The 26,960-nt window shown below is 62.0% G+C and carries 18 protein-coding genes, 1 tRNA gene and 1 other RNA gene; 17 read left to right on the top strand and 3 right to left on the bottom strand.

The window, feature by feature from the left end:
• The first annotated feature begins 63 nt into the window (after positions 1-63).
• From uhpA to dppF, 11 genes are all read left to right on the top strand, one after another.
• Entirely contained in the window at positions 64-654 is a 591-nt protein-coding gene (gene uhpA / locus ACJ8J1_RS22175) for a transcriptional regulator UhpA (RefSeq protein ID WP_033645065.1), read from the top strand.
• On the top strand, positions 651-2,195 hold the full coding sequence (gene uhpB / locus ACJ8J1_RS22170; protein ID WP_033645064.1) for a signal transduction histidine-protein kinase/phosphatase UhpB: 1,545 nt from the start codon (positions 651-653) through the stop codon (positions 2,193-2,195). Before uhpA ends, uhpB begins: the two co-directional genes overlap by 4 nt.
• Positions 2,196-2,290: 95 nt before the next feature.
• Positions 2,291-3,622 carry an MFS transporter gene (locus ACJ8J1_RS22165; protein ID WP_033645063.1) on the top strand — a complete coding sequence of 444 codons (1,332 nt, stop codon included), beginning with the start codon at positions 2,291-2,293 and terminating at the stop codon, positions 3,620-3,622.
• Between the two features lie 120 nt (positions 3,623-3,742).
• Positions 3,743-3,819, top strand: a tRNA-Pro gene (locus tag ACJ8J1_RS22160).
• Positions 3,820-3,854: 35 nt separating this feature from the next.
• Positions 3,855-3,983: non-coding RNA, RtT sRNA (locus ACJ8J1_RS22155), on the top strand.
• Between the two features lie 426 nt (positions 3,984-4,409).
• Positions 4,410-6,101, top strand: a complete 1,692-nt coding sequence (locus tag ACJ8J1_RS22150) for a glycosyl hydrolase family 18 protein (protein ID WP_033645062.1) — start codon at positions 4,410-4,412, stop codon at positions 6,099-6,101.
• A gap of 601 nt (positions 6,102-6,702) precedes the next feature.
• Positions 6,703-8,310, top strand: coding sequence for a dipeptide ABC transporter periplasmic-binding protein DppA (gene dppA / locus ACJ8J1_RS22145; RefSeq protein WP_033645061.1), 1,608 nt, complete (start codon positions 6,703-6,705; stop codon positions 8,308-8,310).
• A gap of 168 nt (positions 8,311-8,478) precedes the next feature.
• Positions 8,479-9,498 (top strand): dipeptide ABC transporter permease DppB, encoded by a 1,020-nt coding sequence (gene dppB, locus ACJ8J1_RS22140; protein WP_033645060.1) that lies wholly within the window; start codon positions 8,479-8,481, stop codon positions 9,496-9,498.
• A gap of 11 nt (positions 9,499-9,509) precedes the next feature.
• Entirely contained in the window at positions 9,510-10,412 is a 903-nt protein-coding gene (gene dppC / locus ACJ8J1_RS22135) for a dipeptide ABC transporter permease DppC (RefSeq protein WP_033645059.1), read from the top strand.
• A gap of 15 nt (positions 10,413-10,427) precedes the next feature.
• The gene (dppD, locus tag ACJ8J1_RS22130) at positions 10,428-11,408 is read left to right on the top strand and encodes a dipeptide ABC transporter ATP-binding protein (RefSeq protein ID WP_033645058.1); all 981 of its coding nucleotides are present in this window, start codon (positions 10,428-10,430) and stop codon (positions 11,406-11,408) included.
• Positions 11,405-12,394, top strand: a complete 990-nt coding sequence (gene dppF / locus ACJ8J1_RS22125; protein ID WP_015376237.1) for a dipeptide ABC transporter ATP-binding subunit DppF — start codon at positions 11,405-11,407, stop codon at positions 12,392-12,394. Before dppD ends, dppF begins: the two co-directional genes overlap by 4 nt.
• Before the next feature lie 286 nt (positions 12,395-12,680).
• Here the strand turns inward: dppF and bcsG are convergent, their stop codons facing one another.
• The 3 genes from bcsG to bcsE are packed head-to-tail and all read right to left on the bottom strand — an operon-like array spanning position 12,681 to position 16,094.
• The gene (gene bcsG, locus ACJ8J1_RS22120) at positions 12,681-14,336 is read right to left on the bottom strand and encodes a cellulose biosynthesis protein BcsG (protein WP_033645057.1); all 1,656 of its coding nucleotides are present in this window, start codon (positions 14,334-14,336) and stop codon (positions 12,681-12,683) included.
• Complete coding sequence (bcsF, locus tag ACJ8J1_RS22115) at positions 14,333-14,539, bottom strand: cellulose biosynthesis protein BcsF (RefSeq protein WP_033645228.1); 207 nt, start codon at positions 14,537-14,539, stop codon at positions 14,333-14,335. Before bcsF ends, bcsG begins: the two co-directional genes overlap by 4 nt.
• Positions 14,526-16,094: a cellulose biosynthesis protein BcsE gene (gene bcsE, locus ACJ8J1_RS22110; RefSeq protein WP_033645056.1), complete on the bottom strand. Its 1,569-nt coding sequence runs from the start codon at positions 16,092-16,094 to the stop codon at positions 14,526-14,528. The genes bcsF and bcsE overlap by 14 nt, the downstream gene beginning before the upstream one ends.
• Positions 16,095-16,283: 189 nt before the next feature.
• On the opposite strand from bcsE, the gene bcsR reads away from it, so the two are divergent.
• The 6 genes from bcsR to bcsC all read left to right on the top strand — a co-directional run bounded on the left by bcsR (position 16,284) and on the right by bcsC (position 26,743).
• The gene (gene bcsR, locus ACJ8J1_RS22105; RefSeq protein WP_033645055.1) at positions 16,284-16,475 is read left to right on the top strand and encodes a cellulose biosynthesis protein BcsR; all 192 of its coding nucleotides are present in this window, start codon (positions 16,284-16,286) and stop codon (positions 16,473-16,475) included.
• A 3-nt stretch (positions 16,476-16,478) separates the two neighbouring features.
• Positions 16,479-17,219 (top strand): cellulose biosynthesis protein BcsQ, encoded by a 741-nt coding sequence (gene bcsQ, locus ACJ8J1_RS22100; RefSeq protein ID WP_033645054.1) that lies wholly within the window; start codon positions 16,479-16,481, stop codon positions 17,217-17,219.
• Entirely contained in the window at positions 17,216-19,819 is a 2,604-nt protein-coding gene (gene bcsA, locus ACJ8J1_RS22095) for a UDP-forming cellulose synthase catalytic subunit (RefSeq protein ID WP_442520429.1), read from the top strand. The genes bcsQ and bcsA overlap by 4 nt, the downstream gene beginning before the upstream one ends.
• A gap of 62 nt (positions 19,820-19,881) precedes the next feature.
• On the top strand, positions 19,882-22,170 hold the full coding sequence (gene bcsB / locus ACJ8J1_RS22090; RefSeq protein ID WP_033645052.1) for a cellulose biosynthesis cyclic di-GMP-binding regulatory protein BcsB: 2,289 nt from the start codon (positions 19,882-19,884) through the stop codon (positions 22,168-22,170).
• Positions 22,171-22,175: 5 nt separating this feature from the next.
• Positions 22,176-23,288, top strand: coding sequence for a cellulose synthase complex periplasmic endoglucanase BcsZ (bcsZ, locus tag ACJ8J1_RS22085; protein WP_080273430.1), 1,113 nt, complete (start codon positions 22,176-22,178; stop codon positions 23,286-23,288).
• Positions 23,270-26,743 (top strand): cellulose synthase complex outer membrane protein BcsC, encoded by a 3,474-nt coding sequence (bcsC, locus tag ACJ8J1_RS22080; protein WP_033645051.1) that lies wholly within the window; start codon positions 23,270-23,272, stop codon positions 26,741-26,743. The genes bcsZ and bcsC overlap by 19 nt, the downstream gene beginning before the upstream one ends.
• Positions 26,744-26,960: the final 217 nt, after the last annotated feature.

The raw sequence follows: 26,960 nt of genomic DNA, 5'->3' as shown, positions 1-26,960 counted from the left end.
TCAATTATTCCGGTGTGTGCATACGGTATACTTGCGCACTTCCCCTTCTAACCGGAGATTTCCATGACCCTGCGCGTGGCGTTTATCGACGATCATGACATTGTGCGTTCGGGCTTTGTGCAGCTGCTGTCGCTGGAGGCCGATATTCAGGTGGTGGGCGAGTTCAGCAGCGCGGCGCAGGCGCGTGCCGGCCTGCCGGGGCTGGAGGCGGAAATCTGCATTTGCGACATTTCGATGCCCGACGGCAGCGGGTTGGATCTGCTGGCGGACATTCCCTCCGGCATCCGCGTGGTGATGCTGTCGATGCACGATAATCCGGCGCTGGTGGAAATGGCGCTGGAACGCGGCGCCAGCGGCTTTCTCTCCAAGCGCTGCAAGCCGGAAGATCTGATCACCGCCGTGCGCACCGTCGCCGGCGGCGGCGTCTATCTGATGCCGGAAATCGCCCAGCAGCTGGCGCGGGTGAAGGTGGATCCGTTGACCCGCCGCGAGCGCGAGATCGCGCTATTGCTGGCACAGGGCCAGGAGGTGCGCGAGATTGCCGCCGCGCTGGGGCTGTCGCCGAAGACGGTGCATGTGCATCGTGCCAACCTGTTCGCCAAGCTGGGCATCACCAATAACGTTGAGCTGGCCAGACGGATGCTGAACCTGTGACGCAGCGTCTGATCACCCAGCTGGCGCTGTTCTTCATTTATGCCGCCAGCGCATTTTGCCTGTGGGGCATCGGCACCGTGCTGATCGACCCGCCCTGGCAGGCGCTGTTGCTGTTCCCGTTCGGCCTGCGCATGGGCATTTTGCTGCAGAGCCCGTACCGTTTCTGGCCGGGGATCCTGCTGGCCGACCTGCTGCTGATGGCGCTGCTGGCGGACCAGTACGGCTACGGCCCGGCGCTGTGGGCGTCGGTGGCGGTGCTGGTGCTGACGGTGCTGCTCAGCCTGCTGGCCTCGCCGTGGCTGTTGCGCCATCAGCAGAGCGACAGCGAATGGCGCTGGCCGCTGTTGCAGGGCGCGGTGGTGGCCGCCGCCGCTTTGCTGCAGGCGCTTGTGTGGCAGCTGGTGAGCGGCGAAGGCGCCCGCGCGCTGCTGCTCGGCCTGACCGGCGGTTTCACCATCGCGCCGACCTGCCTGCTGTTGTGGCACTATCTGGCGCGCCAAATCTGGGTGCCGCTGGAGCCGGGGCTGATCCACAAGCCGGTGGAGCTGCGCCTGGGCCACCTGGCCAGTTATCTGCTGCTGTTTGCATTCAGCATCTGGCTGCAGCAGCAGGTTAACGCCGCCGAGCTGCGCCGCTTTGCGCCTTTCTGCCTGGCGATCCCTATCGTGTTCATGTCTTACCGTTATGGCTGGCAGGGCGCGCTGTTGGCGACGCTGCTCAACGGCGTGGCGTTGATGGTCAACGAGCCGCCGCAGCCCGAGTCGCACCGCGACTTGCTGTTGTCGCTGCTGGCCCAGAGCCTGACCGGGCTGCTGCTGGGCGCCGGTATTCAGCGCCAGCGCGAACTGAATCAGCAGCTGCGGCTGCGGCTGGCGGAGAACCGGCAGCTGGCCCGGGCGCTGGTGACGGCGGAGGAACAAACCCGGCGCGAGGTGGCGCGCGAGCTGCACGATGAAGTGGGGCAGACCATCACCGTGATCCGCACACAGGCCAGCATCGTTAAACGCCTGGCGCCGGAGCCGGCGGTGATCGGCTGCGCCGACACCATCGATGCGTTAGCGCTGCGGGTCTACGATGGGGTGCACGATGTGCTGACCCAGCTGTGGCCGGCGGCGCTGAACAACCTGCCGCTGTCGGCGGCGGTGGCGGCGATGCTGCGGGAGTCGCTGCCGCAGGACGCCTCGTTGGTGAGCAGCATGCAGTGGCAGGTGCCGGACGAACTGCTGGATGAAACGCTGAAAATCACGCTGTACCGGGTGTGCCAGGAAGGGGTGACCAATGTGTGCCGCCACGCCGGCGCCAGCCGCCTGGAATTGGACGCGCGTCTGCAGCCGCGCAAAGGCGCCGCGCCGCAGATTGCCTTGACCATCCGCGATAACGGCGTGGGCTTCGATGCGGACCACCATCAGCCGGGGTACGGCCTGCGCGGCATGCAGGAGCGCATCAGCGCTCTCGGCGGCAGCCTGCGGCTCACCTCTGAGCGGGGCGCCTGTTTGAGTGTGATCTTGCCCACAGTTTCACCGGCGCAAGCGCAAAACTAGGAAAAACTCCTAACCGCGTCGGGAATCCGGCGTAAGCCTCCCGCGCGCGCGGGGAGCATCATAGCGGCACTTTATTCAATCCTCTGAGGTTCCACATGTGGTCTTTCCTTAAAAGCCGCCCGGATGCGCCGCAGGTCACCGATCAACGGCAGATCGACGCCAGCTACAAGTACTGGCGCATCCAGCTGATGTGCACCATGTACATCGGCTACGCCGCGTTTTACTTCACGCGCAAAAGCTTCAACTTCATCATGCCGGCGATGCTGAGCGATCTGGGCCTGACGATGTCCGACGTCGGCATCCTCGGCACGCTGTTCTACATCACCTACGGCTGCTCGAAATTCATTTCCGGCATGATCAGCGATCGCTCCAACCCGCGTTACTTTATGGGGCTGGGCCTGATCATGACCGGGGTGCTGAATATCTTCTTCGGCCTCAGTTCGTCGCTGCTGATGCTCGGCACGCTGTGGATCCTCAATGCCTTCTTCCAGGGTTGGGGCTGGCCGCCGTGCTCCAAAATCCTCACCAGCTGGTATTCGCGCTCCGAGCGCGGCAGCTGGTGGGCGATTTGGAACACTTCGCACAACGTTGGCGGCGCGCTGATCCCGCTGCTGGTGGGCTTTATCTCGCTGCACTTCAGCTGGCGTTACGGCATGATCATTCCCGGCATCATCGGCGTGGTGCTCGGCCTGCTGATGTGCTGGCGCCTGCGCGACAAGCCCTCCACCCTGGGGCTGCCGAGCGTCGGCAAATGGCGCAACGACGCCATGGAGCTGGTGCAGGAATCGGAAGGCCAGGGGCTGAGCAACCGCGAGATCATCAAGCGCTACGTGTTGACCAACAAGTACATCTGGCTGCTGGCGGTCTCTTACGTGCTGGTGTACATCGTGCGCACCGCGATCAACGACTGGGGCAACCTCTACCTGACGCAGGAAAAGGGCTATTCGCTGATGACCGCCAACTCGGCCATTTCGCTGTTTGAAGTGGGCGGCTTTATCGGTTCGCTGGTGGCCGGTTGGGGTTCCGACAAGCTGTTCCGCGGCAACCGCGGCCCGATGAACCTGATCTTCGCCATCGGCATCTTCCTGTCGGTGGCGGCGCTGTGGCTGATGCCGGGCGTCACCTACCTGCTGCAGGCCTGCTGCTTCTTCGCCATCGGCTTCTTCATCTTCGGCCCGCAGATGCTGATCGGCATGGCGGCGGCGGAGTGCTCGCATAAAGATGCGGCGGGCGCGGCGACCGGTTTCGTCGGCCTGTTCGCCTACCTGGGCGCGGCGTTGTCCGGCTACCCGATCGCGCGGGTGATGGAAATCTGGCACTGGAACGGTTTCTTTGTGGTGATTTCCATCGCCGCCTGCCTGTCGGCGCTGTTCCTGCTGCCGTTCCTGCGTGCGCAGACGCCGGTGCTGAAAACCGCCAAAGCCTGAGTAAAATGCGCTGCGTAACCCCCGGCGCAGCGCATTATGGCGCTTTTATCACCACTTGAAATGCAGGGGAAAAAAAGTGATTGACGCCTATAACCGCCAGCAGTAAGATGCGCCCCGCATCGGCGAGTAGCGCAGCTTGGTAGCGCAACTGGTTTGGGACCAGTGGGTCGGAGGTTCGAATCCTCTCTCGCCGACCACCATTCGAAAAACCTGCTTTTAAAGCAGGTTTTTTTTCGTCTGCGGTTTATGAGGATGAGTACCTCCGCAGGAGGTTCGAGCCTCGCGAAGCGAGACAACGTTGCTTTAGCAACGGCCCGCAGGGCGCGCATCAACGATGCGCGTAATCCTCTCTCGCCGACCACCATTCGAAAAACCTGCTTTTAAAGCAGGTTTTTTTTCGCCTGCGGTTTATGAGGATGAGCACCTCCTACGATACGACCGGCTTCGCTTTATGGCACGTGTCAATCCGCCAGCCTCGTGAAATATATTTATCCTTTACGCTTAATTAATTCAAACTCCTTATTCCAGTTAGGTTCTTTTTCTCATATTTAAATAAATTCACTCTTGCTGAATAAAACCCAGTTGATAGCGCTCTTGTTTTTACGCCTTTTTTATTTATAGTCTGAATGTACGCGGCGGGAATGATTTTTTTCCGTTACGTGGAAAAACGCTGTTTTTATTTGTTGACTTTAATCTTCGTGGATTATTGCGGAATTTTTTCGCTTCGGCAATGCGTAGCGACGATTAACTCTTTTATGTTTATCCTCTCGGAATAAAGGAATCAGTTATGCGCAAATTTAATAAACCGCTGTTGGCGCTGTTGATCGGCAGCACGCTGTGTTCCGCGGCGCAGGCCGCCGCGCCGGGCAAGCCGACCATCGCCTGGGGCAACACCAAGTTCGCCATCGTTGAAGTTGACCAGGCGGCTACCGCTTATAATAATTTGGTGAAGGTAAAAAATGCCGCCGATGTTTCCGTCTCCTGGAATTTATGGAATGGCGACGCGGGCACGACGGCCAAGATTTTATTAAATGGCAAAGAGGCGTGGAGCGGCCCTTCAACCGGTTCTTCCGGTACGGCGAATTTTAAAGTCAATAAAGGCGGCCGTTATCAAATGCAGGTGGCATTGTGCAATGCCGACGGCTGCACCGCCAGCGACGCCACTGAAATTGTGGTGGCCGACACCGACGGCAGCCATTTGGCGCCGTTGAAAGAGCCGCTGCTGGAAAAGAATAAACCGTATAAACAGAATTCCGGCAAAGTGGTCGGTTCTTATTTCGTCGAGTGGGGGGTTTACGGGCGCAATTTCACCGTCGATAAGATCCCGGCGCAAAACCTGACCCACCTGCTGTACGGCTTTATCCCAATCTGCGGCGGCAACGGCATCAACGACAGCCTGAAAGAGATCGAAGGCAGCTTCCAGGCGCTGCAGCGCTCCTGCCAGGGCCGCGAGGATTTCAAAGTCTCCATCCACGATCCGTTCGCCGCGCTGCAAAAAGCGCAGAAGGGCGTCACCGCCTGGGATGACCCCTATAAGGGCAACTTTGGCCAGCTGATGGCGCTGAAGCAGGCGCGTCCCGATCTGAAAATCCTGCCGTCGATCGGCGGCTGGACGTTGTCCGACCCGTTCTTCTTCATGGGCGACAAGGTGAAGCGCGATCGCTTCGTCGGCTCGGTGAAAGAGTTCCTGCAGACCTGGAAGTTCTTCGACGGCGTGGATATCGACTGGGAATTCCCGGGCGGCAAAGGCGCCAATCCGAATCTGGGCAGCCCTCAGGACGGGGAAACTTATGTGCTGCTGATGAAAGAACTGCGGGCGATGCTGGATCAGCTGTCGGCGGAAACCGGCCGCAAGTATGAGCTGACCTCCGCCATCAGCGCCGGCAAGGACAAGATCGACAAGGTGGCATACAACGTCGCGCAGAACTCGATGGATCACATCTTCCTGATGAGCTACGACTTCTACGGCGCCTTCGATCTGAAAAACCTGGGGCATCAGACCGCGCTGAATGCGCCGGCCTGGAAACCGGACACCGCCTACACCACGGTGAACGGCGTGAATGCGCTGCTGGCGCAGGGCGTCAAGCCGGGCAAGATCGTGGTCGGCACCGCCATGTATGGCCGCGGTTGGACCGGGGTGAACGGCTACCAGAACAACATTCCGTTCACCGGCACCGCCACCGGGCCGGTCAAAGGCACCTGGGAGAACGGCATCGTGGACTACCGCCAGATCGCCAGCCAGTTCATGAGCGGCGAGTGGCAGTACACCTACGACGCCACGGCGGAAGCGCCTTACGTGTTCAAACCTTCCACCGGCGATCTGATCACCTTTGACGATGCCCGCTCGGTGCAGGCCAAAGGCAAGTACGTGTTGGATAAGCAGCTGGGCGGCCTGTTCTCCTGGGAGATCGACGCGGACAACGGCGATATTCTCAACAGCATGAACGCCAGCCTGGGCAACAGCGCCGGCGTTCAATAATCGGTTGCAGTGCGTTGCCGGGGGATATCCTTTCGCCCCCGGCTTTTTCACCGCCGAAAGTTTTTTTACGCCGCACAGATTGTGGGCCTGCCCGGCGAAAAATGCGCTCATCGGACTCACCCTTTTGGGTAATCCTTCAGCATTTCCTTCTGTCTTTAACGGCGATCACAAAAATAACCGTTCAGATATTCATCGTTCAGCAACAAAGTTTTGGGGTTTTTTAGCGGAGTTTAAAACCAGTAAATTTATCAGGGTCAGACCAATGCGCTAAAAATGACCGCTTAGCATAAATTTTCATGCTGGAACTGTTAACAAAAGGTTTTTTTTATGTTTGTTTGCTGTTTCTCACAGTCTGCGTAAATCCCCACTGGTTATATTGACGACACCCCAAACAGTTGGCAACTTGATAGCCTCAGGGGTAAGAGCGAGAGTTGTTTGAGTGAATTCCACGCGCTCAGACGTCCCCGTCGCGATGCGTTCCATCCGGCATCCTCTCATCGTACGCCTTCTGCCTTCGGGCGCTGACCGCACAGGCCACGCAATAAAAAATACAGGTCTGGCGGCAATTACACACATCACATCACACAATGGAGCACTAACGATGACACGTTCCTTGGGTAAATCGGGGGTTCTGAAATTCGGCATTGGGCTGATCGCGCTGACCGTGGCGGCCAGCGTACAGGCCAAGACGTTGGTTTACTGTTCTGAAGGTTCCCCGGAAGGGTTCAACCCGCAGCTGTTCACCTCCGGCACCACCTACGACGCCAGTTCGGTACCGATCTACAACCGCCTGGTCGAATTCAAAGTCGGCACCACCGAACTGCAGCCGGGCCTGGCTGAGAAGTGGGACGTCAGCGAAGACGGCAAAACCTATACCTTCCACCTGCGCAAAGGCGTGAAGTGGCAGAGCAGCAAAGATTTCAAACCGACGCGCGACTTCAACGCCGACGACGTGGTGTTCTCCTTCGAACGCCAGTTGGATGCCAATAACGCCTACCACAAAGTGTCCGGCGGCAGTTACGAATACTTTGAAGGCATGGACATGCCGAAGCTGATCGCCAAGATCGAAAAAGTAGACGACAACACCGTGCGTTTCGTGCTGAACCGCCCGGAGGCGCCGTTCCTGGCTGACCTGGGCATGGACTTCGCGTCCATCCTGTCCGCCGAATACGCTGACGTCATGATGAAAGCCGGTACGCCGGAAAAAGTCGACCTGAACCCGATCGGCACCGGCCCGTTCCAGCTGCTGCAATACCAGAAAGACTCCAAAATCCTGTACAAGGCGTTCGACGGTTTCTGGGGCACCAAGCCGAAGATCGATCGTCTGGTGTTCTCCATCACGCCTGACGCTTCCGTGCGTTACGCCAAGCTGCAGAAAAACGAATGCCAGGTGATGCCGTTCCCGAACCCGGCCGATATCGCCCGCATGAAGCAGGACAAATCCATCAACCTGATGGAGCAGCCGGGGCTGAACGTGGGTTACCTGTCGTTCAACACCGAGAAAAAACCGCTGGATAACGTGAAGGTGCGTCAGGCGTTGACCATGGCGGTCAACAAGCAGGCGATCATCGACGCGGTTTATCAGGGCGCGGGCCAGGCGGCCAAGAACCTGATCCCGCCGACCATGTGGGGCTATAACGACGCGGTGCAGGATTACGCTTACGATCCAGCCAAGGCGAAAGCACTGCTGAAAGAAGCGGGCATGGCCGATGGTTTCAGCATCGACCTGTGGGCGATGCCGGTACAGCGTCCTTACAACCCGAACGCGCGCCGCATGGCGGAAATGATCCAGGCCGACTGGGCCAAGATCGGCGTGAAAGCCAAAATCGTGACCTATGAGTGGGGTGAATACCTCAAGCGCGCCAAAGCGGGCGAGCACCAAACGGTGATGATGGGCTGGACCGGCGACAACGGGGATCCGGACAACTTCTTCGCCACGCTGTTCAGCTGCGCGGCGGCGAAAGACGGCTCCAACTACTCCCGCTGGTGCTACAAGCCGTTTGAAGATCTGATTCAACCGGCGCGCGCCGAGTCCAACCACGACAAACGCATCGAACTGTACAAGCAGGCGCAGGTGGTGATGCACGATCAGGCTCCGGCGCTGATCGTCGCGCACTCCACCGTGTATGAGCCTGTGCGTAAGGAAGTGAAGGGCTACGTCGTGGATCCGCTCGGCAAACATCACTTCGAGAATGTCTCTGTAGACTGATTCCGACCTAAACCGGAGATGCACGAATGGACTTGCAGGGGCGCAACAGGTTTGCGCCTCTGCTGACCAGTCTCCGGCGTATGGCCGTTGGATCGTTCAAAGGCATGTGAGCGTTAATAAGCCTGGCGGACGATGAGCTGCCGGGCATTGATACAGAGAGTTCGGGATATGTTGCAGTTCATACTCCGACGTTTGGGGTTAGTTATCCCAACGTTTATCGGCATTACATTGCTGACTTTTGCATTCGTCCATATGATCCCCGGCGACCCGGTGACCATCATGGCCGGGGAACGCGGTATCTCCGCCGAGCGCCACGCGCAGCTGATGGCGGAAATGGGGCTGGACAAGCCGCTCTATCAACAATATTTCTCCTACGTGTCCAACGTGCTGCACGGCGATCTGGGCACCTCACTCAAAAGCCGCATCTCCGTCTGGAGCGAGTTCGTTCCGCGCTTTCAGGCCACGCTGGAGCTGGGCCTGTGCGCGATGATCTTCGCGGTGCTGGTGGGCATCCCGGTCGGGGTGCTGGCGGCGGTCAAACGCGGCTCGGTCTTCGACCATACCGCGGTGGGCATCTCGCTGACCGGCTATTCGATGCCGATTTTCTGGTGGGGCATGATGCTGATCATGCTGGTGTCGGTGCAGCTTAACCTGACGCCGGTGTCGGGGCGCATCAGCGACACGGTATTCCTCGACGACAGCCACCCGCTGACCGGCTTCATGCTGATAGACACCCTGATCTGGGGCGAACCGGGCGACTTTATCGATGCGGTGATGCACATGATCCTGCCGGCCATCGTGCTGGGCACCATCCCGCTGGCGGTGATCGTGCGCATGACCCGCTCCTCGATGCTGGAGGTGTTGGGCGAAGACTATATCCGCACCGCGCGCGCCAAGGGCGTGAGCCGCATGCGGGTGATCGTCGTTCACGCGCTGCGCAACGCGCTGCTGCCGGTGGTGACGGTGATCGGGCTGCAGGTCGGCACCATGCTGGCCGGCGCCATTCTGACCGAAACCATCTTCTCCTGGCCGGGTCTGGGCCGCTGGCTGATCGATGCGCTGCAGCGCCGTGATTACCCGGTAGTGCAGGGCGGGGTGTTGCTGGTCGCCTGTATGATCATTCTGGTTAACCTGCTGGTAGACGTGCTCTACGGCGTGGTCAACCCGCGTATTCGCCACAAGAAATAAGGGGCGCTCTCATGTCTCAAATCACTGAGTCTGCAGTTAAAGGTGCGCCGAAGCCGATGACCCCGTTTCAGGAGTTCTGGCACTATTTCAAGCGCAATAAAGGGGCCGTGGTCGGCCTGGTGTATATCGTTTTGATGCTGGTGATCGCGCTCGGCGCCGGGGTGCTGGCGCCGCATGCGCCGGCGGACCAGTTCCGCGACGCGCTGCTCAAGCCGCCGGTGTGGCAGGAGGGCGGCAGTTGGCAATACATCCTGGGCACCGACGACGTGGGCCGCGACGTGCTGTCGCGCCTGATGTACGGCGCGCGCCTGTCGCTGCTGGTCGGTTGTCTGGTGGTAGTGTTGTCGCTGGTCATGGGCGTGGTGTTCGGCCTGCTGGCCGGCTACTTCGGCGGCGCGGTGGACGCGGTGATCATGCGCGTCGTCGACATCATGCTGGCCCTGCCGAGCCTGCTGCTGGCGCTGGTGCTGGTGGCGGTATTCGGACCGTCGATCGTCAACGCCTCGCTGGCGCTCACCTTCGTCGCCTTGCCGCACTATGTGCGTCTGACGCGCGCGGCGGTGCTGGCGGAGGTGAACCGCGATTACGTCACCGCTTCGCGGGTGGCGGGCGCCGGCGCGCTGCGTCAGATGTTCGTCAATATTCTGCCTAACTGCCTGGCGCCCTTGATCGTTCAGGCTTCTCTCGGTTTCTCGAACGCCATTCTCGACATGGCCGCTCTCGGCTTTCTGGGCATGGGCGCGCAACCGCCGACGCCGGAGTGGGGCACCATGCTCTCCGACGTGTTGCAGTTCGCGCAAAGCGCCTGGTGGGTAGTGACCTTCCCCGGCCTGGCGATCCTGCTGACGGTGCTGGCATTCAACCTGATGGGGGACGGTTTGCGTGACGCTCTCGACCCCAAACTCAAGCAGTAACAGAGGACGAGAGAGATGGCGTTATTGAATGTAGACAAGCTTTCGGTGCACTTCGGTGACGAAGGCACCCCGTTCCGCGCGGTAGACCGCATCAGTTACAGCGTGGATCAAGGTCAGGTGGTCGGCATCGTCGGCGAATCCGGCTCCGGCAAATCCGTCAGTTCGCTGGCGATCATGGGCCTGATCGATTTTCCCGGCAAAGTGATGGCCGACAAGCTGGAGTTCAACGGCCAGGACTTGCGCAAGATCTCCGAAAAAGAGCGTCGCCAGCTGGTGGGCTCCGAAGTGGCGATGATCTTCCAGGATCCGATGACCAGCCTGAACCCGTGCTACACCGTCGGTTATCAGATTATGGAGGCGCTGAAGGTGCATCAGGGCGGCAACCGCCGCACCCGCCGCCAGCGCGCTATCGACCTGCTGACGCAGGTGGGGATTCCCGATCCGGCCTCGCGGCTGGACGTGTACCCGCACCAGCTTTCCGGCGGCATGAGCCAGCGCGTGATGATCGCCATGGCTATCGCCTGTCGGCCGAAGCTGCTGATCGCCGATGAGCCGACGACCGCGCTCGACGTGACCATCCAGGCGCAGATCATCGAACTGCTGCTGGATCTGCAGCAGCGCGAGAACATGGCGCTGTTGCTGATCACCCACGATCTGGCGCTGGTGGCGGAAGCGGCGCATCACATCATCGTGATGTACGCCGGCCAGGTGGTGGAATCCGGCAAAGCGGCGGAGATTTTCCGCGCGCCGCGCCACCCGTACACCCAGGCGCTGCTGCGCGCGCTGCCGGAGTTCGCCGCCGACAAGGCGCGGCTGGCTTCGCTGCCGGGCGTGGTGCCGGGCAAATACGATCGCCCGACCGGCTGCCTGCTCAATCCGCGTTGTCCGTACGCCAACGAGCGCTGCCGTAACGAGGAGCCGGAACTGCGCAGCATTCCCGGCCGTCAGGTTAAATGTCACACACCGCTGGATGATGCGGGGAGGCCGACCGTATGAGCCAGAATCAACCTTTACTGCAGGCGATCGACCTGAAAAAGCATTACCCGGTGAAAAAGGGCCTGTTCGCGCCGGAGCGGCTGGTCAAGGCGCTGGACGGCGTGTCGTTCACTCTGGAGCGCGGTAAAACGCTGGCGGTGGTCGGTGAGTCGGGCTGCGGCAAATCCACGCTCGGCCGCCTGCTGACGATGATCGAAGTGCCGACCGGCGGCGAGCTGTACTACCAGGGACAGGATCTGCTGAAGCCGGACGTTTCCGCCGAGAAATTGCGGCGCCAGAAGATCCAAATCGTGTTCCAGAATCCTTACGGATCGCTCAACCCGCGCAAGAAGGTCGGGCAGATCCTCGAGGAGCCGCTGTTGATCAACACCTCGCTCAGCGCCGCTGAACGGCGGGAAAAAGCGCTGGAGATGATGGCGAAGGTCGGCCTGAAGACCGAGCATTACGATCGCTATCCGCACATGTTCTCCGGCGGCCAGCGTCAGCGTATCGCCATCGCCCGCGGGCTGATGTTGAATCCGGACGTGGTGATCGCCGATGAGCCGGTATCGGCGTTGGACGTATCGGTGCGCGCGCAGGTGCTGAACCTGATGATGGATCTGCAGCAGGAGCTGGGGCTGTCCTACGTGTTCATCTCGCACGATCTGTCGGTGGTGGAACACATCGCCGATGAAGTGATGGTGATGTACCTGGGCCGCTGCGTGGAAAAGGGCAGCAAAGAGGCGATCTTCAACAACCCGCGCCATCCATACACCCAGGCGCTGCTGTCGGCGACGCCGCGGTTGAACCCGGATATGCGCCGCGAGCGCATCAAGCTGACCGGCGAACTGCCCAGCCCGATGAACCCGCCGCCGGGCTGCGCATTCAATGCCCGCTGCCGCCGCGCCTTCGGCACCTGCGTACAGCTGCAGCCGCAGCTGAAGCAGTACGGTGAGCAGATGGTGGCCTGTTTTGCGGTCGATCAGGACGAACATCCGGGGGCGTAAAGCGTCGGATTTCACCGCATAAACCCACGCCGGCTTAACGCCGGCGTTTTTTATTATTTAATCAATCAGTTAATCGAATCGCTTTTCAGGGCGTTATTGAATGCTTAACGAAAATCTGACGAATGCTTATTTTTATAGGAATTTTCGCAATGAATTAATAAGCGAATAAAAAATTTAACGGGGGTGAGTAATAATATTTTTGCCAGACGTTTAACTTCGCCTTTTGTCGGACTTGCTCAATAAAAAAAGCACGCCGTCGGCGTGCTTTGGGTCGATAAGGCCGCGCTTATTGCGGATAAGGCACCCAATCGCCGCCGTTCAGGCGAATGTAAGGTTTCCCCTGATATTGCATCACGATGGCGTTGTCGTTTTCGGAGATGACCGGCGTCTGCGGCAGCCCTTGCGTCAGCGCCTGCCAGTCGACGCTGGACTCGCTGAAGACTTTGCCGTCCACCAGACGTGATACCAGCTCCGACAGCGCCAGATAGCTGCTCGGCGTTTTGATCTGCAGCGGGCTGCCCTGATGCGGCGCCTTCATGCCGATCAGTTTGATGCCGACCGGCGTATGGGTGATGTTCGGGCTGGGAATATCGCGCAGGCCGGACATTTGCATCTTGTCACCCACCAACGCCGCGCCGTGCTCCGGCACGATCACCACCACCACTTTGCGGCCGGATTTTTCCAGCTGATCGAGGAAGGTGTTCAGCTGATCGAACAGCTTCTGCGCGCGCGGCTGATAGTCGGCGCTCTTGTTAGAGCCGACGAAGCGGTTGCCGTCGTGCAGCGGAATGACGTTGAAGAAGGTGGCGGTGCGGGCGTCTCCGGCTTTTTGCTGCTGATCCAGCCAGCGGGTCAGCAATTCCAGATCGTTATAAATCGGCTCACCGTCGAACGACGTCAGCTCGTTGCCGACGCCGGCCTGCGACATCAGCGGCGCCTGCATATCACCCTGTTCACGCAGCTCTTTCAGGAAGTTGCCGAACACCCCGGAGTGATCGAGCATCAGCTGTTCCTTGAAGCCGAGCTTCGCCAGGTTGTCGAACAGGTAACACTGCTGGTTCACCGGCTGGTACAGATCGTGATGCGAAAGCTGGCCGCAGCTGGCGCGCAGCAACCGTATGGCCGCCGGGCCGCTGTAGGCGGTGGCCGAGTTGAAGCTGTCGAACATGATATCCATCTTCGACCACAGCGGATGATTCTGCAGGTTGACCGCCTCCATATCGGCCCAGGCCAGCGAGCAGATGTTGATCACCAACAGATCGAACGGTTGGGCGTCGGCGGGCAAAGTGGCCGGGAACGCGGTGGCGCGGCCTTTTTCCCGCTCGTAGAACTGGTTCAGATAGGCCGTCAGGTTGGCGCTGGTCGGCGGCAGGCTGTCTGCGGGCGCATTATCTCCTGCCGTCGGCGCGGCCGTGGCCGGCGTGCCGGCGCCACCGGCGGCAGCCGTGGAACTGGCGGGCAGCAGTGAGACCGCCGGCCCGGCGATGTTGACGATATTGAGCCACACCAGCGCGGCCACGGTGAACACCGTAACGCGCACCCACTGGGCGACGAACAGGTAGGCGATAAGCAACACGAAGGCGGCGCCGACCATCTGCCAGTTGATAAAGCGGCTGACCAGCTCCAGCAGGTACTGGGCGCTGAAGCCGGCCAGCTGAGAGCCCTGGCTGAGAATGCTGTTGATGCCCGGCAGCCAGGTATCGTGGTAGAACAGCGCGATGCCGATCGGGATGGCGAGGTAATGGCGCCAGCGGTGCAGCCGCGGCGAGGGGATCGGCATCAGCAGATAGGCCATGAACACCAGGTTCGGCAGCGCGTGGAAATTCAGGTAGCCGAACCACAGCAGGGCGAATTTCGCCAGAAAGTAGAGGTTCCAGCCACCCAGCCCGCGCCAGTAGCGCCACAGAGCGTTATCGGATTGCGTATTTGAGTTTGGATTCATGGCTGCTTCTTATGACGTTTAATCTGGGAGGATGAGCCTGTGCGCACCCATAAACCGGCGGATTTCAAATAGCGCGGCGATAACAACAGGTTTTGCCAGTATTGACGCAAATGCGGAAAACGCCGGTGAAAGGCGTAGCCCAGCGGAATGAAGACCAGCGCGCACAGCAAGATCAGTTGCAGGATGTCGTTAAGGTTCAGCATGCTTTTCCTCCTGCGGGCCAAGCGGCAGCGTGAAAGCGATCGGCTGGCGGCGTTCTGCGGGCTCTGCGGCCGTCACCACGGGGGGCGGCGGCGCGACGCCCGCGGCGCCGGTGGCGGTAAGCTGCCAGCGCCCCTGAGCCATGCGTTTGATTTCCGAAATGATATCGACATCCTGGTGCCACACCACCCGGTTGCTGAAGGCTTCATCCACCGGCAGGCGGAAGATGAACTTCAGCGCGGTGTTCAGATCGTTGATGCGGCAGGTGGAGAGGAACAGCACCAGGCGCCCCTGCACCACGGTCATCACGTCGCCGAAACGCCGCAGGTGGCACAGGGTCATCGCCTGTTCGGCGCGCAGGCCGGTGGCCGGGCGCAACGCCACCATCACGCCTTTGCCGTCCTCGGGCAGCAAGGTGTTGGCCATCAGCGAAAGCACCGCCTGGCTAAACGGTTCCGGCCGCATGTAGCCTTTCAGCTGCAGCGGACGCAGCCCGGCCAGCAGCGCATCGATGTCGGCGGGCACGTGACGTGAGAAGCGCTGCCCCTGGATGCCTTCAAGCATGGTCAGAAAACGCGACAGCGGCGCGACGTGCGGCACGATCAGGTTGGCGCCGCAGGCCAGCAGCAGCCGTTCGTCGCTGTAGCGCAGGCTGGCGCTCATCTCGCGCACCGCGATTTTCAGGCCGTTGCCGCGGCTGCGGCGCAGGGTGTGGATCTGGTGCGCCAGATGATCGATTTGGTCGCTTTGATACAATGCGAAAATCAACGTCGCCGAGAGTCTCAGCATGCCGTGCTGCGCCAGTTCGTCGTTGTTCTCCAACAGCTGCCAGTTGGCGGACAGCGGCGGTGCGCCTTCCAGGATGCTGCGCTCGGCCAGATACTGGCCTTCGTCGCTGCGCAAGGCGGTGGGGGAGGGTTGGCTATTTTCCTCCTCGCCCTGCCAACCGCCTTCCGCCGCATACAGCGTCAGCAGCTGATTGGCGTTGATGCCGTTTTCGGTGCTCCACCAGTTCACCAGGTATTGCGCGCTGTCCTGCTGCCATTGCAGGCTGGACAGGCCGTTCAGGATGCGGTGCTGTGTGCTGAGCTGCCCTTTGAGCTTATTGATGCCGCCGCCGTGGCTGAGGATCAATAGCGTACACCCCTGCCGCCGCAGCCAGGCGGCGAGGGTGCGCGTCCATTCGCGCAGTTCTTCGGTGGTGAAGGTTTGCCACAGGCTGGCGTGGGCCAGCAGGATAAGTAAGCGATTTTGCGGCCGCAGGGCGCGCATCAGATCGTCGCTCAACTGCGCCAGCGCGGCTTTTTTCTCCGGTAGTTGATACAGCGGCAGCTTCTGCAAAGCGGGCGCAGCCAGCTCGGCCAGCAGGCGATCGGGTTTGTCTCCGCTGCAGATCAGGGCGAGCTTGCGGGTGGCCGGCTGGGCGGCGATGGCCTGGCGACACAACAGCGCGGCGTCGCTTTGCCTGTCGATATTGATCCAATAAAGCCCGGGGGCCTGCATCACCGACAGCTCTTCCCAAATCTGCCGAATGCCTAGAGAAAAAGAGTGCGCCATAGGATGTGTTCTACTTTCGTTGAAAGCCGACTAAAGGCGTTTATATTTAAAGATAGCCATTTTTACGCTGGCAATAACAAATCTCCGATGCTCTTCAATAATATTTGTTGAGAATCATCTTATTGCCTGTCTCTTTTTGTATCGTTGCTATAGTTAATTAACATAGCCTATTTTCGCCAAGGCGGAAGAATGAATAACGCACCCAGCCATTTTCGTGCAGCGGCGCCGGAGGAGAGCCAGGATGACCTGCAGGCGCTCAGCCAGGCTTTTTCATTACCAAAATTAAGCTATGTCGATATTTCGCGGCAGGAGCGGTTAACGCAAATGATGACGCGCTGGCCGCTGCTGGCCGAATTGGCGCAAAACGCGGGGAGCCACTGATCTATGCCGGCGATCGCGCTGCAAGGGTTGCGGGGTGGAATGGGGACGACGTCAGTCACGGCGGCGCTCGCCTGGGCGTTGCGCCAGCTTGGCGAGTCGGTGCTGGCGATAGACTTTACGCCGGACAATCTGCTGCGCCTGCATTTCAACACGCCGTTCGAACTGGCGCGCGGCTGGGCACGCGCGGAACAGGACGGCGGCGGTTGGCGGGAAGGCGCGCTGCGTTATTGCGAAAACCTCGACTTTTTACCGTTTGGCCGCCTGAATGCGGCGGAACGGCTGGAAGTGCAACATCGGTGTCAGGCGCATCCCGATCGCTGGCGCGATAATTTGCGCCAGCTGATGGCCGGCGATCCGCAGCGCTGGATCCTGCTGGACGTCCCGGTCGGGGATGGCGTTTTGGCGCAGCAGGCATTGCAACTGGCCGACAGCGTGTTCGTGCTGTTGAACCCCGACGCCAACTGTCAGGTGCGGCTCCATCAGCAGGCGCTGCCGCACGCAAGTCATTTCCTGATTAACCATTACTCTTCGGCCAGCCGGCTGCAGCAGGATTTGCATCAGCTGTGGCTGCAAACGCTGAGCGGCCTGTTGCCGGTGGTTATCCACCGCGATGAAGCGCTGGCGGAAGCGCTGGCGGCCAAACAGCCGCTGGGCGAGTACCGCCCCGAGAGCCTGGCGGCGGATGAAGTGCTGACGCTGGCCAACTGGTGCCTGATCAACCTCAAACGGGGCATTGCGCCATGAGTCGGGTGCTGAGCCTGCTGCTGGTGCCGCCGGTGCGCCAGGCGGTGCAGGCGCGTTACCGCGCCTATCGCCGCAGCGGGGCGTCGGCGCTGACCGCCTTTTTCACTACGCTGTTGGTGGCGCTGGGGTGGATGCTGCTGCGTTTGGAGTCACCGGCCTGGCGGCGCGTGCGCGCCGGCCGCGCTTACTGGTTCCCGCATCTGTCCGCCGAACGCCCCCGTCCGGCGGATGCGCTGCGCTATTTGCTGCAGGGGGCGTGGCTGCTGCTGTTCCGCAGCGGCCGCGCGCCGGTGCAGCGCGATTATTTCGCCGGTTGGCGGCGGCTGCAGCAGCGCTATGCCGACTGGCTGCAGGGCTTGCCGCAGCGGCTGAAAAACGCCGGCGTGGAACAGCGCTCGGTAGAGCGACTCGGCCGCATGAACCGCGGATTGCGGCGCGCGCTGTTCATTCTGGTCGGCGTGCTGGCGGCGATCCTCGCCATGCTGTGCATCTCGCAACCGTTCGATCTGTCGGCGCAGTTCGTGTTCGTTCTGCTGCTGTGGGGGATCGCGATGGTGGTGCGACGGGTGCCGGGGCGCTTGCCTGCGTTGATGCTGATCGTGCTGTCGTTGACCGTCTCCTGCCGTTACCTGTGGTGGCGCTATACCGCCACGCTGAACTGGGACGATCCGCTCAGCCTGGTATGCGGCCTGCTGTTGCTGGTGGCGGAAACTTACGCCTGGGTGGTGTTGGTGCTGGGCTATTTCCAGACTATCTGGCCGCTTAACCGCCAGCCGGTGCCGTTGCCCGAAGACAGCGCCACCTGGCCGACCATCGATCTGATGGTGCCGACCTACAACGAAGACCTCGGGGTGGTGAAGCCCACCATCTATGCGGCGCTGGGCATCGACTGGCCGAAAGAGAAAGTGAACATCTATATCCTTGATGACGGCAATCGCCCCGAGTTCCGGGCGTTCGCCGCCGAGGTGGGAGTGAAGTACATCGCCAGGCCGACTCACGAACACGCCAAGGCCGGCAACATCAACAACGCGCTGAAGCAGGCCACCGGCGAGTTCGTGGCGATTTTCGACTGCGACCATGTCCCGACGCGCTCCTTCCTGCAGCTGACCATGGGGTGGTTCTTCAAAGACAAAAAGCTGGCGATGCTGCAGACCCCGCACCACTTCTTCTCGCCGGATCCCTTCGAGCGCAACCTTGGCCGCTTCCGTCAGACGCCCAACGAGGGCACTTTGTTCTACGGGCTGGTGCAGGACGGCAACGACATGTGGGACGCCACCTTCTTCTGCGGCTCTTGCGCCATCCTGCGCCGCAGCGCGCTGGACGAAATCGGCGGCATTGCGGTGGAAACCGTCACCGAAGACGCCCATACCTCGCTGCGTTTGCACCGACGCGGGCATACCTCGGCCTATATCCGCATTCCGCAGGCCGCCGGGCTGGCGACCGAAAGCCTGTCGGCGCACATCGGCCAGCGCATTCGCTGGGCGCGCGGCATGGTGCAGATCTTCCGGCTCGACAACCCGTTGCTGGGCAAGGGGCTGAAACTGGCGCAGCGCCTGTGCTACGCCAACGCCATGCTGCACTTCCTGTCGGGCATCCCGCGGCTGATCTTCCTCACCACGCCGCTGGCGTTTTTGCTGTTGCATGCCTACATCATCTTCGCGCCGGCGCTGGCGATCGCGCTTTACGTGCTGCCGCACATGATCCACGCCAGCCTGACCAACTCGCGCATCCAGGGGAAATACCGCCATTCGTTCTGGAGCGAAATCTATGAAACGGTGTTGGCCTGGTATATCGCGCGGCCGACGACGGTGGCGCTGTTCAATCCGCACAAGGGCAAATTCAACGTGACCGCCAAGGGCGGGCTGGTGGAGGAGGAGCACGTCGACTGGGTGATCACCCGGCCTTACATGTTTCTGGTGGTTCTTAACCTCGCCGGGCTGGCGTTCGGCGCCTGGCGGCTGGCCTATGGCCCGACGGACGAGGTGATGACGGTGATCATCAGCCTGGTGTGGGTGCTGTACAACATGACCATTCTCGGCGGCGCGGTGGCGGTGGCGGTGGAAGCCAAACAGGTGCGTCAGGCGCACCGCGTGGAGATCGCCATGCCGGCGGCGATCGCGCGTGCCGACGGCCACCTCTACCCCTGCACGCTGCGCGATTACTCCGATGGCGGCGTGGGCATCGAGATGCGGGTGGCGGACACGTTGAAAGAAGGCGACAAGGCCTCGCTGCTGCTCAAACGCGGCCAGCAGGAGTACAGCTTCCCCTGCGTGGTGACGCGCGCCTTCGGCAACAAGGTGGGGGTGCGTCTGGTCAGTCTTTCCACCCGCGAACACATCGATTTTATTCAGTGCACCTTCGCCCGCGCCGATACCTGGGCGCTGTGGCAGGACGGGTTCCCTGAAGACCGGCCGATCGAAAGCCTGCGCGACGTGCTGGCGCTGGGCTTCCGCGGCTATGTGCGCATGGCGGACTACGCGCCGCCGCTGGTACGCGGTCTGCTGGTCGGGGTCACGTCGCTGACCGCCTGGGTAGTGTCGTTTATTCCGCGCGGCGTCGGCAGGGATCCGACCTTGGGTCAACAAGAAACCGTGGGTTAGCTGCGAGTTCAACCGCCCGCTCACTCGCCCGGTGAACAGGCTCCAACATTGATGATGATACGATGACGAGAAAAATAACCTGGTTAACTGCTCTGGCCTTAGGCATCAGCACCCTGTCGCAGGCCGAAACCGCCACCGCGCCGACCGTGGCGGCCCAGCCGCCGATCGCTGCGGCGGCCGATACGGCGACCGCGCCGCAGGATCCGAATGCGCCGGTGCGCGACGTGTCGCTGCCGTTCGCGCAGATAGCGCCGCCGCCGGGCACCTTTGTTCTGCGCGGCACCCGGCCGGACGGGCAGATCGAATTCGGCGTGCGCAGCGATGAGGTGGTCTCGCAGGCGATGCTCGACCTGGAATTTACGCCGTCGCCGGCGCTGATCCCGGTGGAGTCGCACGTCAAAGTCTACCTGAACGACGAGCTGATGGGCGTGACCACGATCGCCAAGGAGCAGTTGGGCAAGCCCAATCGCATCCAGATGGCGATCGATCCGCGCTATATCACCGATTTTAACCGCGTCCGGCTGGTGTTCGTCGGCCATTATCAGAACATCTGCGAAAACCCGGCCAGCACCTCGCTGTGGCTCGACGTCAGCAAATCCAGCGCGCTGAAGCTGCGCTTCCAGACGCTGCCGGTGAAAAACGAGCTGTCGCACTTCCCTGAGCCGTTCTTCGACAGCCGCGATAATCGGCCGCTGACGCTGCCGATGGTGTTCGCCGGCCAGCCGGATCTGGCCCAGCAGCGCGCGGCGGGCATTCTGGCTTCCTGGTTCGGCAGCAAGGCGCAGTGGCGCGGGCAATCCTTCCCGACGCTGTATAACGTGCTGCCGACGCAGCACGCGGTGGTGTTCGCCACCAACCAGCAGCGTCCGGATTTCCTGCGCGATTATCCGGCGGTCAACGGCCCGACGGTGGAGATGATCAGCCACCCCGACAATCCGTACGTCAAACTGCTGCTGATTCAGGGGCGTGACGACAACGATTTGATCACCGCGGTGAAGGGCATTGCGCAGGGCAACATCCTGTTCCGCGGCCAGAACGTGACGGTGGACAAGGTGGAACAGCTGGCGCCGCGCCAGCCTTACGACGCGCCGAACTGGGTGCGCACCGATCGGCCGATGACCTTCGCCGAACTGCAGCAATACGCCGAACAGCTGCAAACCAGCGGCATCGAGCCCGGCCCGATCTCGCTGACCATGAACCTGCCGCCGGATCTGTTCCTGATCCGCAGCACCGGCATCGATATGCACCTCAAGTACCGTTATACCGCGCCGCGCATTCAGGACGGTTCGCGGCTGAGCGTCAGCCTGAACAACCAGTTCGTGCAGGCCTACTCGCTGGTGCCGGAACACGAACAGGGGGCGCAGCTGCTGCGCCTGCCGTTGACGCAGGGGCTGCTCGACTCAGACAAGAACGTCAGTATCCCGGCGCTGCGGCTGGGTGCGACCAACCAGCTGCGCTTTGACTTTGACTACACCACGCTGCTGGCCAGCGGCGCGGAAGGGCGCTGCGAAACCTACTCCTTCACGCAAAACCACGCGGTGATCGACGGCGCGTCTACCATCGATTTCTCCGGCTACCGCCACTTTATGGCGATGCCGGACCTGCGCGCCTTCGCCAACGCCGGCTTCCCGTTCAGCCGCCTGGCGGATCTGTCACAAACGCTGGTGTTGGTGAACCAGAAACCGCAGCCGGCACAGGTCAGTGCGCTGCTGAATGCGCTCGGCGTGATCGGCGCGCAAACCGGCTACCCGGCGCTGGCCTTTACGCTGAGCGACGACTGGTCGCAGGCCAAGGATCGTGACGACGATATCCTGATGGTCGGCACCATTCCGCAGGCGCTGCGCGACGACAAGAAAATCAGCCTGCTGGTGGACGCGACCCAAAGCTGGGTGAAACAGCCGACGCGCCAACCGCCGCTGCCCAGCTCGGAAGTGCTGGCGGAGGACGCCAAGCCGGACAGCAAGACCACCGTCAGTTCCGAGGGGGCGATGTCGGCGATCATTGGCGTGCAGTCGCCGTTCAACGACCAGCGCAGCATCGTGGCGCTGTTGGCGGACAGCCCGCGCGGCTATGAGCTGCTGAACAATGCCCTGCTGGACAGCGGCAAGCGCGCCGCGGTGTTCGGCTCGGTGGCGGTGATCCGCGAATCGGGGGTCAACAGCCTGCGCGTCGGCGATGTTTACTATGTCGGTCACCTGCCTTGGTGGGAGCGGCTTTGGTATGCCCTCTCCACGCATCCGGTCCTGCTGGCGGTGCTCGCGGTGGTGCTGGTGGTGATCCTGGGGTTGATGCTGTGGCGCGGCCTGAAGGCCTTCAGCCGGCGGCGTCTGGCGCCTGAAGATCGGGATTGACGGCGGTGAACGCGATGCTGCAACGCCTGTCGCTCGGCATGCTGCTGCTGTGCGCTTTCAGCGCGGCGGCGGCCTGCGAATGGCCGGGCTGGCAACAGTACAAGCAGTTCTACATCAGCCCGCAGGGGCGGGTGATCGATCCGAGCAGCCCGAACAAAATCACCACGTCGGAGGGGCAGAGTTACGGCCTGTTCTTCGCCCTGGTGGCCAATGACCGGCCGACCTTCGACCAGCTGTTGACCTGGACGGAGAACAACCTGGCGGCGGGCGATCTCAGCGCCCGTTTACCCGCCTGGCTGTGGGGCGAGGGCGACGACAAGCAGTGGAAGGTGCTGGACGCCAACTCGGCGTCGGACGCCGATCTGTGGATCGCTTATAACCTGCTCGAAGCCGGCCGCCTGTGGAAAAGCCGGCGTTATCAAACCCTGGGGACGCTGCTGTTGCAGCGCATCGGCCGCGAGGAAGTGGCCGACATCCCCGGCCTGGGGCTGATGCTGCTGCCAGGCAAAGTCGGGTTCGTGGCGGAAGATCGCTGGCGGCTGAACCCCAGCTACCTGCCGCCGCAGCTGTTGACGCGTTTTGCGGCGCTGAACGGCCCGTGGCGCGCGATGCGCGAGATCAATCAGCGGCTGTGGTTGGAGACCGCGCCGCACGGCTTCTCGCCGGACTGGGTGGTATGGCGGGTCGGCGCCGGCTGGCAGCCGGACACCGTCAAGCCGAACGTCGGCAGCTACGACGCCATTCGGGTCTATCTGTGGGCCGGCATGCTGGCGGACGACGATGAACACAAGGCGGCGCTGCTCAAACGCTTCCAGCCGATGGCGCAGCTCACCGCCAGCCAGGGCGTGCCGCCGGAGAAAACCGATACCGCCAGCGGCAAAACCACCGGCGACGGCCCGGTCGGCTTTTCCGCCGCGATGTTGCCGATGTTGGCGGCGCAGGCCGACGCGCTGGCGGCCCAGCGGCAACGGATCGGCGAACACCCGCCGGGTGACGACGCCTATTTCAGCGCCTCGCTGACGCTGTTCGGCCAGGGGTGGGATCAACAACGTTATCGCTTTAATCGTCAGGGTGAACTGCAACCCTCGTGGGACGGCCAATGCACAACTTCAAAATAAACTGGCTGAATTTGATTCCGCTGAGTCTGGCGATGCTGCCGCAGGCGCGCGCTGCGGAGGCCGTGGCGCCGGAGCAGTGGCTGCTGGAGCAGGTGCGCATTGGCGAGGCCGGCAACAAGGACGATCTGGTGCGCCAATCGCTGTACCGGCTCGAACTGATGGATCCGAACAACCCGGACGTGATCGCCGCGCGCATGCGTTTGGCGCTGCGGCAGGGCAACATGGCGCTGGCGCAGCAGCAGTTGGACAAGCTGAAAACGCTCGCGCCGCAGTCCAGCGCTTATCGCCAGGCGCAAATGAACATGCTGCTGACCCAGCCGGAAACCCGGCAAAAGCTGCAGCAGGCGCGCCTGATGGCGACCGCCGGCCGGTTGCCGGAGGCCAAGGCGCAGTACGATGCGCTGTTCCACGGCGAGCCGCCGACGCTCGATCTGGCGGTGGAATACTGGCGGCTGGTGGCGCGCTTGCCGGGACAGGAGGCGAAGGCGTTAAAGCAGCTGCAGGCGCTGGATCAGCAATATTCCGGCAACGCGGCGCTGCGCATGTCGCTGGCGCGCATGCTGTTCAGCCAGAATCAGGACGCGCAGGCCTATGAACTGCTGCAGAAGATCGCCGCCGATCCGGCCGGGCGCGGCGATGCCGCCGATCTGTGGCTGGACAAGGTCAAAGCGATGCCGGTCAGCGCGCAGAGCGTAGCGGCGCTCAACCGTTTCCTCGGCGTGTTCGACACCGGCGATCAGGCGACCAGCGCCCGTGAAGAGCTGGCCAGACAGCAGAAACTGTTGGCCGATCCGGCTTATCAGGCGCGGGTGCGCGGCCTAGCACAGGTGGATAAAGGCGGCAGCCGGGCAGCCATTCCTGAGTTGCAAAAGGCGTTGGCGGCGACGCCGAACGACGCCGAGGTGCTGGGCGCGCTCGGCCAGGCCTATTCACGCGCCGGTGACCGCCCGCAGGCGCTGAAGCTGTTTCGCCAGGCGCTGGCGGCCGACAAGAATGGCTACGGCAGCGGCAAATGGCAGAGCCTGATTAAGAGCACCGGCTACTGGCTGGCGATCGACGAGGGCGACAAAGCGCTCAAGGCCGGCAATCTCGCGCTGGCTCGGCAGAAATATCAACAGGCGCGCCAGCTCGACGACAGCGACGGCGATGCGTTTATCGGCCTGGGCGATGTGGCGGTGGCGAGCAAGGATGACGCCGCGGCGGAAGGGTTTTATCAGCAGGCGTTGCGGCGCGATCCCGGCAACGGCAGCGCGCTGCGCGGCCTGGTGAATATCTATCAACGCCAGTCGCCGGAAAAAGCGCTGGCCTACCTTGACGGCCTGCCGCGCAGCCAGCAGGCCAAGCTGCGCAGCACTCTCGATGGGCTGCGGCTCGACAGGTTGAAACAGCAGGCGGAGACGCTGGCGCAGCAGCAACAGTGGCAGCAGGCGGCGGAAATCTATCGGCGCGCCCAGCCGATGGCGCCCGACGATGTCTGGCTGACCTATCGCTATGCCCAGGCGCTGCGTCAGGCCGGGCAGCCGCAACAGGCGGACGCCTTATTCCGGCAGCTGACGCAGCGCCAGCACGCCAATCCGCAGCTGACCTACGCCTATGCGCTCTATCTTTCCGGCAGCGATCGCGACAGGCAGGCGCTGGCGCAGCTCAATACGCTGCCTGCGGCGCAATGGAACGACAACATGCGCGAACTGGCGCAGCGGCTGAAAATGCAGGCGGTAATCGAGCATGCCGAACGGCTGCGGGCCGCCGGTGACGAAGCGGCGGCGGAAGCCTATCTGCGTCGGCAGCCGGCGGACACCCGCATCGATTTGCTGCTCGCCGACTGGGCGCTGGCGCGCGGGGAGTATGCGGCGGCGCTGGACGACTATCAGCGGGTGAAACGGCGTGAACCGAACAACCCGGATGCGCAGCTGGGCGAGATCGAAGCCTATGTGGCGCAGGGGGATCTGGACGCGGCGCGTCAGCGGCTGAAAACCGAACCGCAGCCGCAAGACGCTTCGCTCAACAGCCAACGGCGGGTCGCCAACGCCTGGGGCGCGGTCGGCGATCCGCAGCAGGCCGACGCGCTCTTCAGCCGGCTGAAAACGGCGGCGGCTTCGGAGCCCGCCGGGCAGACCAAGGCGCTTGTTTATCGTGACGCCGCCCGGCTGGAACGGGCTCAGCAACAGCCTGAGCGGGCGCAGCAGGATTACCGCCAGGCGATGGTGGCCGGCGGCATCACGCCGACGCTGCCGCAGGATAATGACGGCTACACCTATTTGACGCGCAATAATCCGAGCGACGACTGGCTGAAACGCGGCATCCGCTCCGACGCCGCGGATCTGTATCGACAGCAAGACGTGAACGTCACGCTCGATCACGATTACTGGCGCTCGAGCGGCACCGGCGGCATTTCCGACTTCAACGCGCACGACACCATGCTGCAGGTGGACATGCCGCTGTATGACGGGCGCGCCTTTTTGCGTACCGACACCGTGCAGCTGGATGCCGGCCGCTTCTCGACCGACGGCAGCGGCAAGTACTACGAAACCTTCGGCACCTGCCACACGCAAGGGTGCCGCGGCGATGAACACCAGAAAACCACCGGCACCAGCGTGGCGGCCGGCTGGAAAAACGATCGCTGGGCCGCCGACATCGGCACGACGCCGATGGGCTTTGAGGTGGTCGACTGGACCGGCGGCCTGGCCTACAGCGGCGACTGGAACCACATCGGCTGGACGCTGGCGGCCTCGCGGCGGCCGATCTCCAGCTCGCTGCTGGCGTTTGGCGGCGCCAAGGATCCGAATACCGGCACTACCTGGGGCGGCGTGCGCGCCACCGGCGTCAGTCTGAGCGCCAGCTACGATCGCGGCGAGGCGAACGGCGTGTGGGCCGATCTCAGCGCGCACCAGCTCACCGGCAAGAACGTGGCGGACAACCAGCGGCAGCGGTTGATGGCCGGTTACTACTACAAGCTGATCAACGAAGACAATCGCCGCCTGAGCGTTGGGCTCAATACCATGCTGTGGCACTACCAGAAGGATTTGAGCGGCTATTCGCTGGGGCAGGGCGGCTATTACAGCCCGCAGCAATATCTGTCGCTGTCGCTGCCGGTCAACTACCGTCAGCGCACCGAGAACTGGTCGTGGGAGCTGGGCGGTTCGGTTTCGCTGTCCCATTCCAAAACCGACAGCCAGCGCCGCTATCCGCTGCAGGGACTGATCCCGGATTCGTTGCCCGATAAGTTCGCCGTCGAGGACGGCAGCTCCTCGAGCGGCGTCGGTTATACCCTGCGGGCGATCGTCGAACGCCGTCTCAGTTCGCACTGGACGCTCGGCGCCGGCATCGACATTCAACAGGCGAAGGACTATACGCCGAGCCACGCGTTGATTTATCTGCGTTATTCCCTGGCCGGCTGGCAAGGGGATCTCGATTTGCCGCCGCAGCCGCTGACGCCTTACGCCGACTTCAAGTAGCCGGAAGGGGGAAAGATTCGGAGTGTCGGACGCCGGGGAGTTTTGTTACCCTGTGTGCGGGTCGCGTTTGTTCGCTTTAGGAAAAGACTGAAACCCGCGATTTTCTTGGTTTTGCCTGCGGCATAGCCAGATAAAAACAGCCGATGATCGAGTATACTCAGCCCGGTTCGAGGGGGCGGGTGAGAGTCAGCCCCCTTTTTTGTTTCAGCCCGATTTC

The sequence above is a fragment of the Serratia sp. CY37869 genome (assembly GCF_052168895.1).
In the GTDB taxonomy this organism is placed as follows: domain Bacteria; phylum Pseudomonadota; class Gammaproteobacteria; order Enterobacterales; family Enterobacteriaceae; genus Serratia; species Serratia ureilytica.
Note: the sequence above shows the minus strand (reverse complement) of the source record. Positions and strands in the feature narration are given on the sequence as shown.

Excerpts from the sequence above, each read along its gene's own strand:
- uhpA (WP_033645065.1), top strand. The coding sequence starts at position 64 with ATGACCCTGCGCGTGGCGTTTATCGACGATCATGACATTGTGCGTTCG.
- ACJ8J1_RS22165 (WP_033645063.1), top strand. The coding sequence starts at position 2,291 with ATGTGGTCTTTCCTTAAAAGCCGCCCGGATGCGCCGCAGGTCACCGAT.
- ACJ8J1_RS22150 (WP_033645062.1), top strand. The coding sequence starts at position 4,410 with ATGCGCAAATTTAATAAACCGCTGTTGGCGCTGTTGATCGGCAGCACG.
- dppA (WP_033645061.1), top strand. The coding sequence starts at position 6,703 with ATGACACGTTCCTTGGGTAAATCGGGGGTTCTGAAATTCGGCATTGGG.
- dppB (WP_033645060.1), top strand. The coding sequence starts at position 8,479 with ATGTTGCAGTTCATACTCCGACGTTTGGGGTTAGTTATCCCAACGTTT.
- dppC (WP_033645059.1), top strand. The coding sequence starts at position 9,510 with ATGTCTCAAATCACTGAGTCTGCAGTTAAAGGTGCGCCGAAGCCGATG.
- dppD (WP_033645058.1), top strand. The coding sequence starts at position 10,428 with ATGGCGTTATTGAATGTAGACAAGCTTTCGGTGCACTTCGGTGACGAA.
- dppF (WP_015376237.1), top strand. The coding sequence starts at position 11,405 with ATGAGCCAGAATCAACCTTTACTGCAGGCGATCGACCTGAAAAAGCAT.
- bcsG (WP_033645057.1), bottom strand. The coding sequence starts at position 14,336 with ATGAATCCAAACTCAAATACGCAATCCGATAACGCTCTGTGGCGCTAC.
- bcsF (WP_033645228.1), bottom strand. The coding sequence starts at position 14,539 with ATGCTGAACCTTAACGACATCCTGCAACTGATCTTGCTGTGCGCGCTG.
- bcsE (WP_033645056.1), bottom strand. The coding sequence starts at position 16,094 with ATGGCGCACTCTTTTTCTCTAGGCATTCGGCAGATTTGGGAAGAGCTG.
- bcsR (WP_033645055.1), top strand. The coding sequence starts at position 16,284 with ATGAATAACGCACCCAGCCATTTTCGTGCAGCGGCGCCGGAGGAGAGC.
- bcsQ (WP_033645054.1), top strand. The coding sequence starts at position 16,479 with ATGCCGGCGATCGCGCTGCAAGGGTTGCGGGGTGGAATGGGGACGACG.
- bcsA (WP_442520429.1), top strand. The coding sequence starts at position 17,216 with ATGAGTCGGGTGCTGAGCCTGCTGCTGGTGCCGCCGGTGCGCCAGGCG.
- bcsB (WP_033645052.1), top strand. The coding sequence starts at position 19,882 with ATGACGAGAAAAATAACCTGGTTAACTGCTCTGGCCTTAGGCATCAGC.
- bcsC (WP_033645051.1), top strand. The coding sequence starts at position 23,270 with ATGCACAACTTCAAAATAAACTGGCTGAATTTGATTCCGCTGAGTCTG.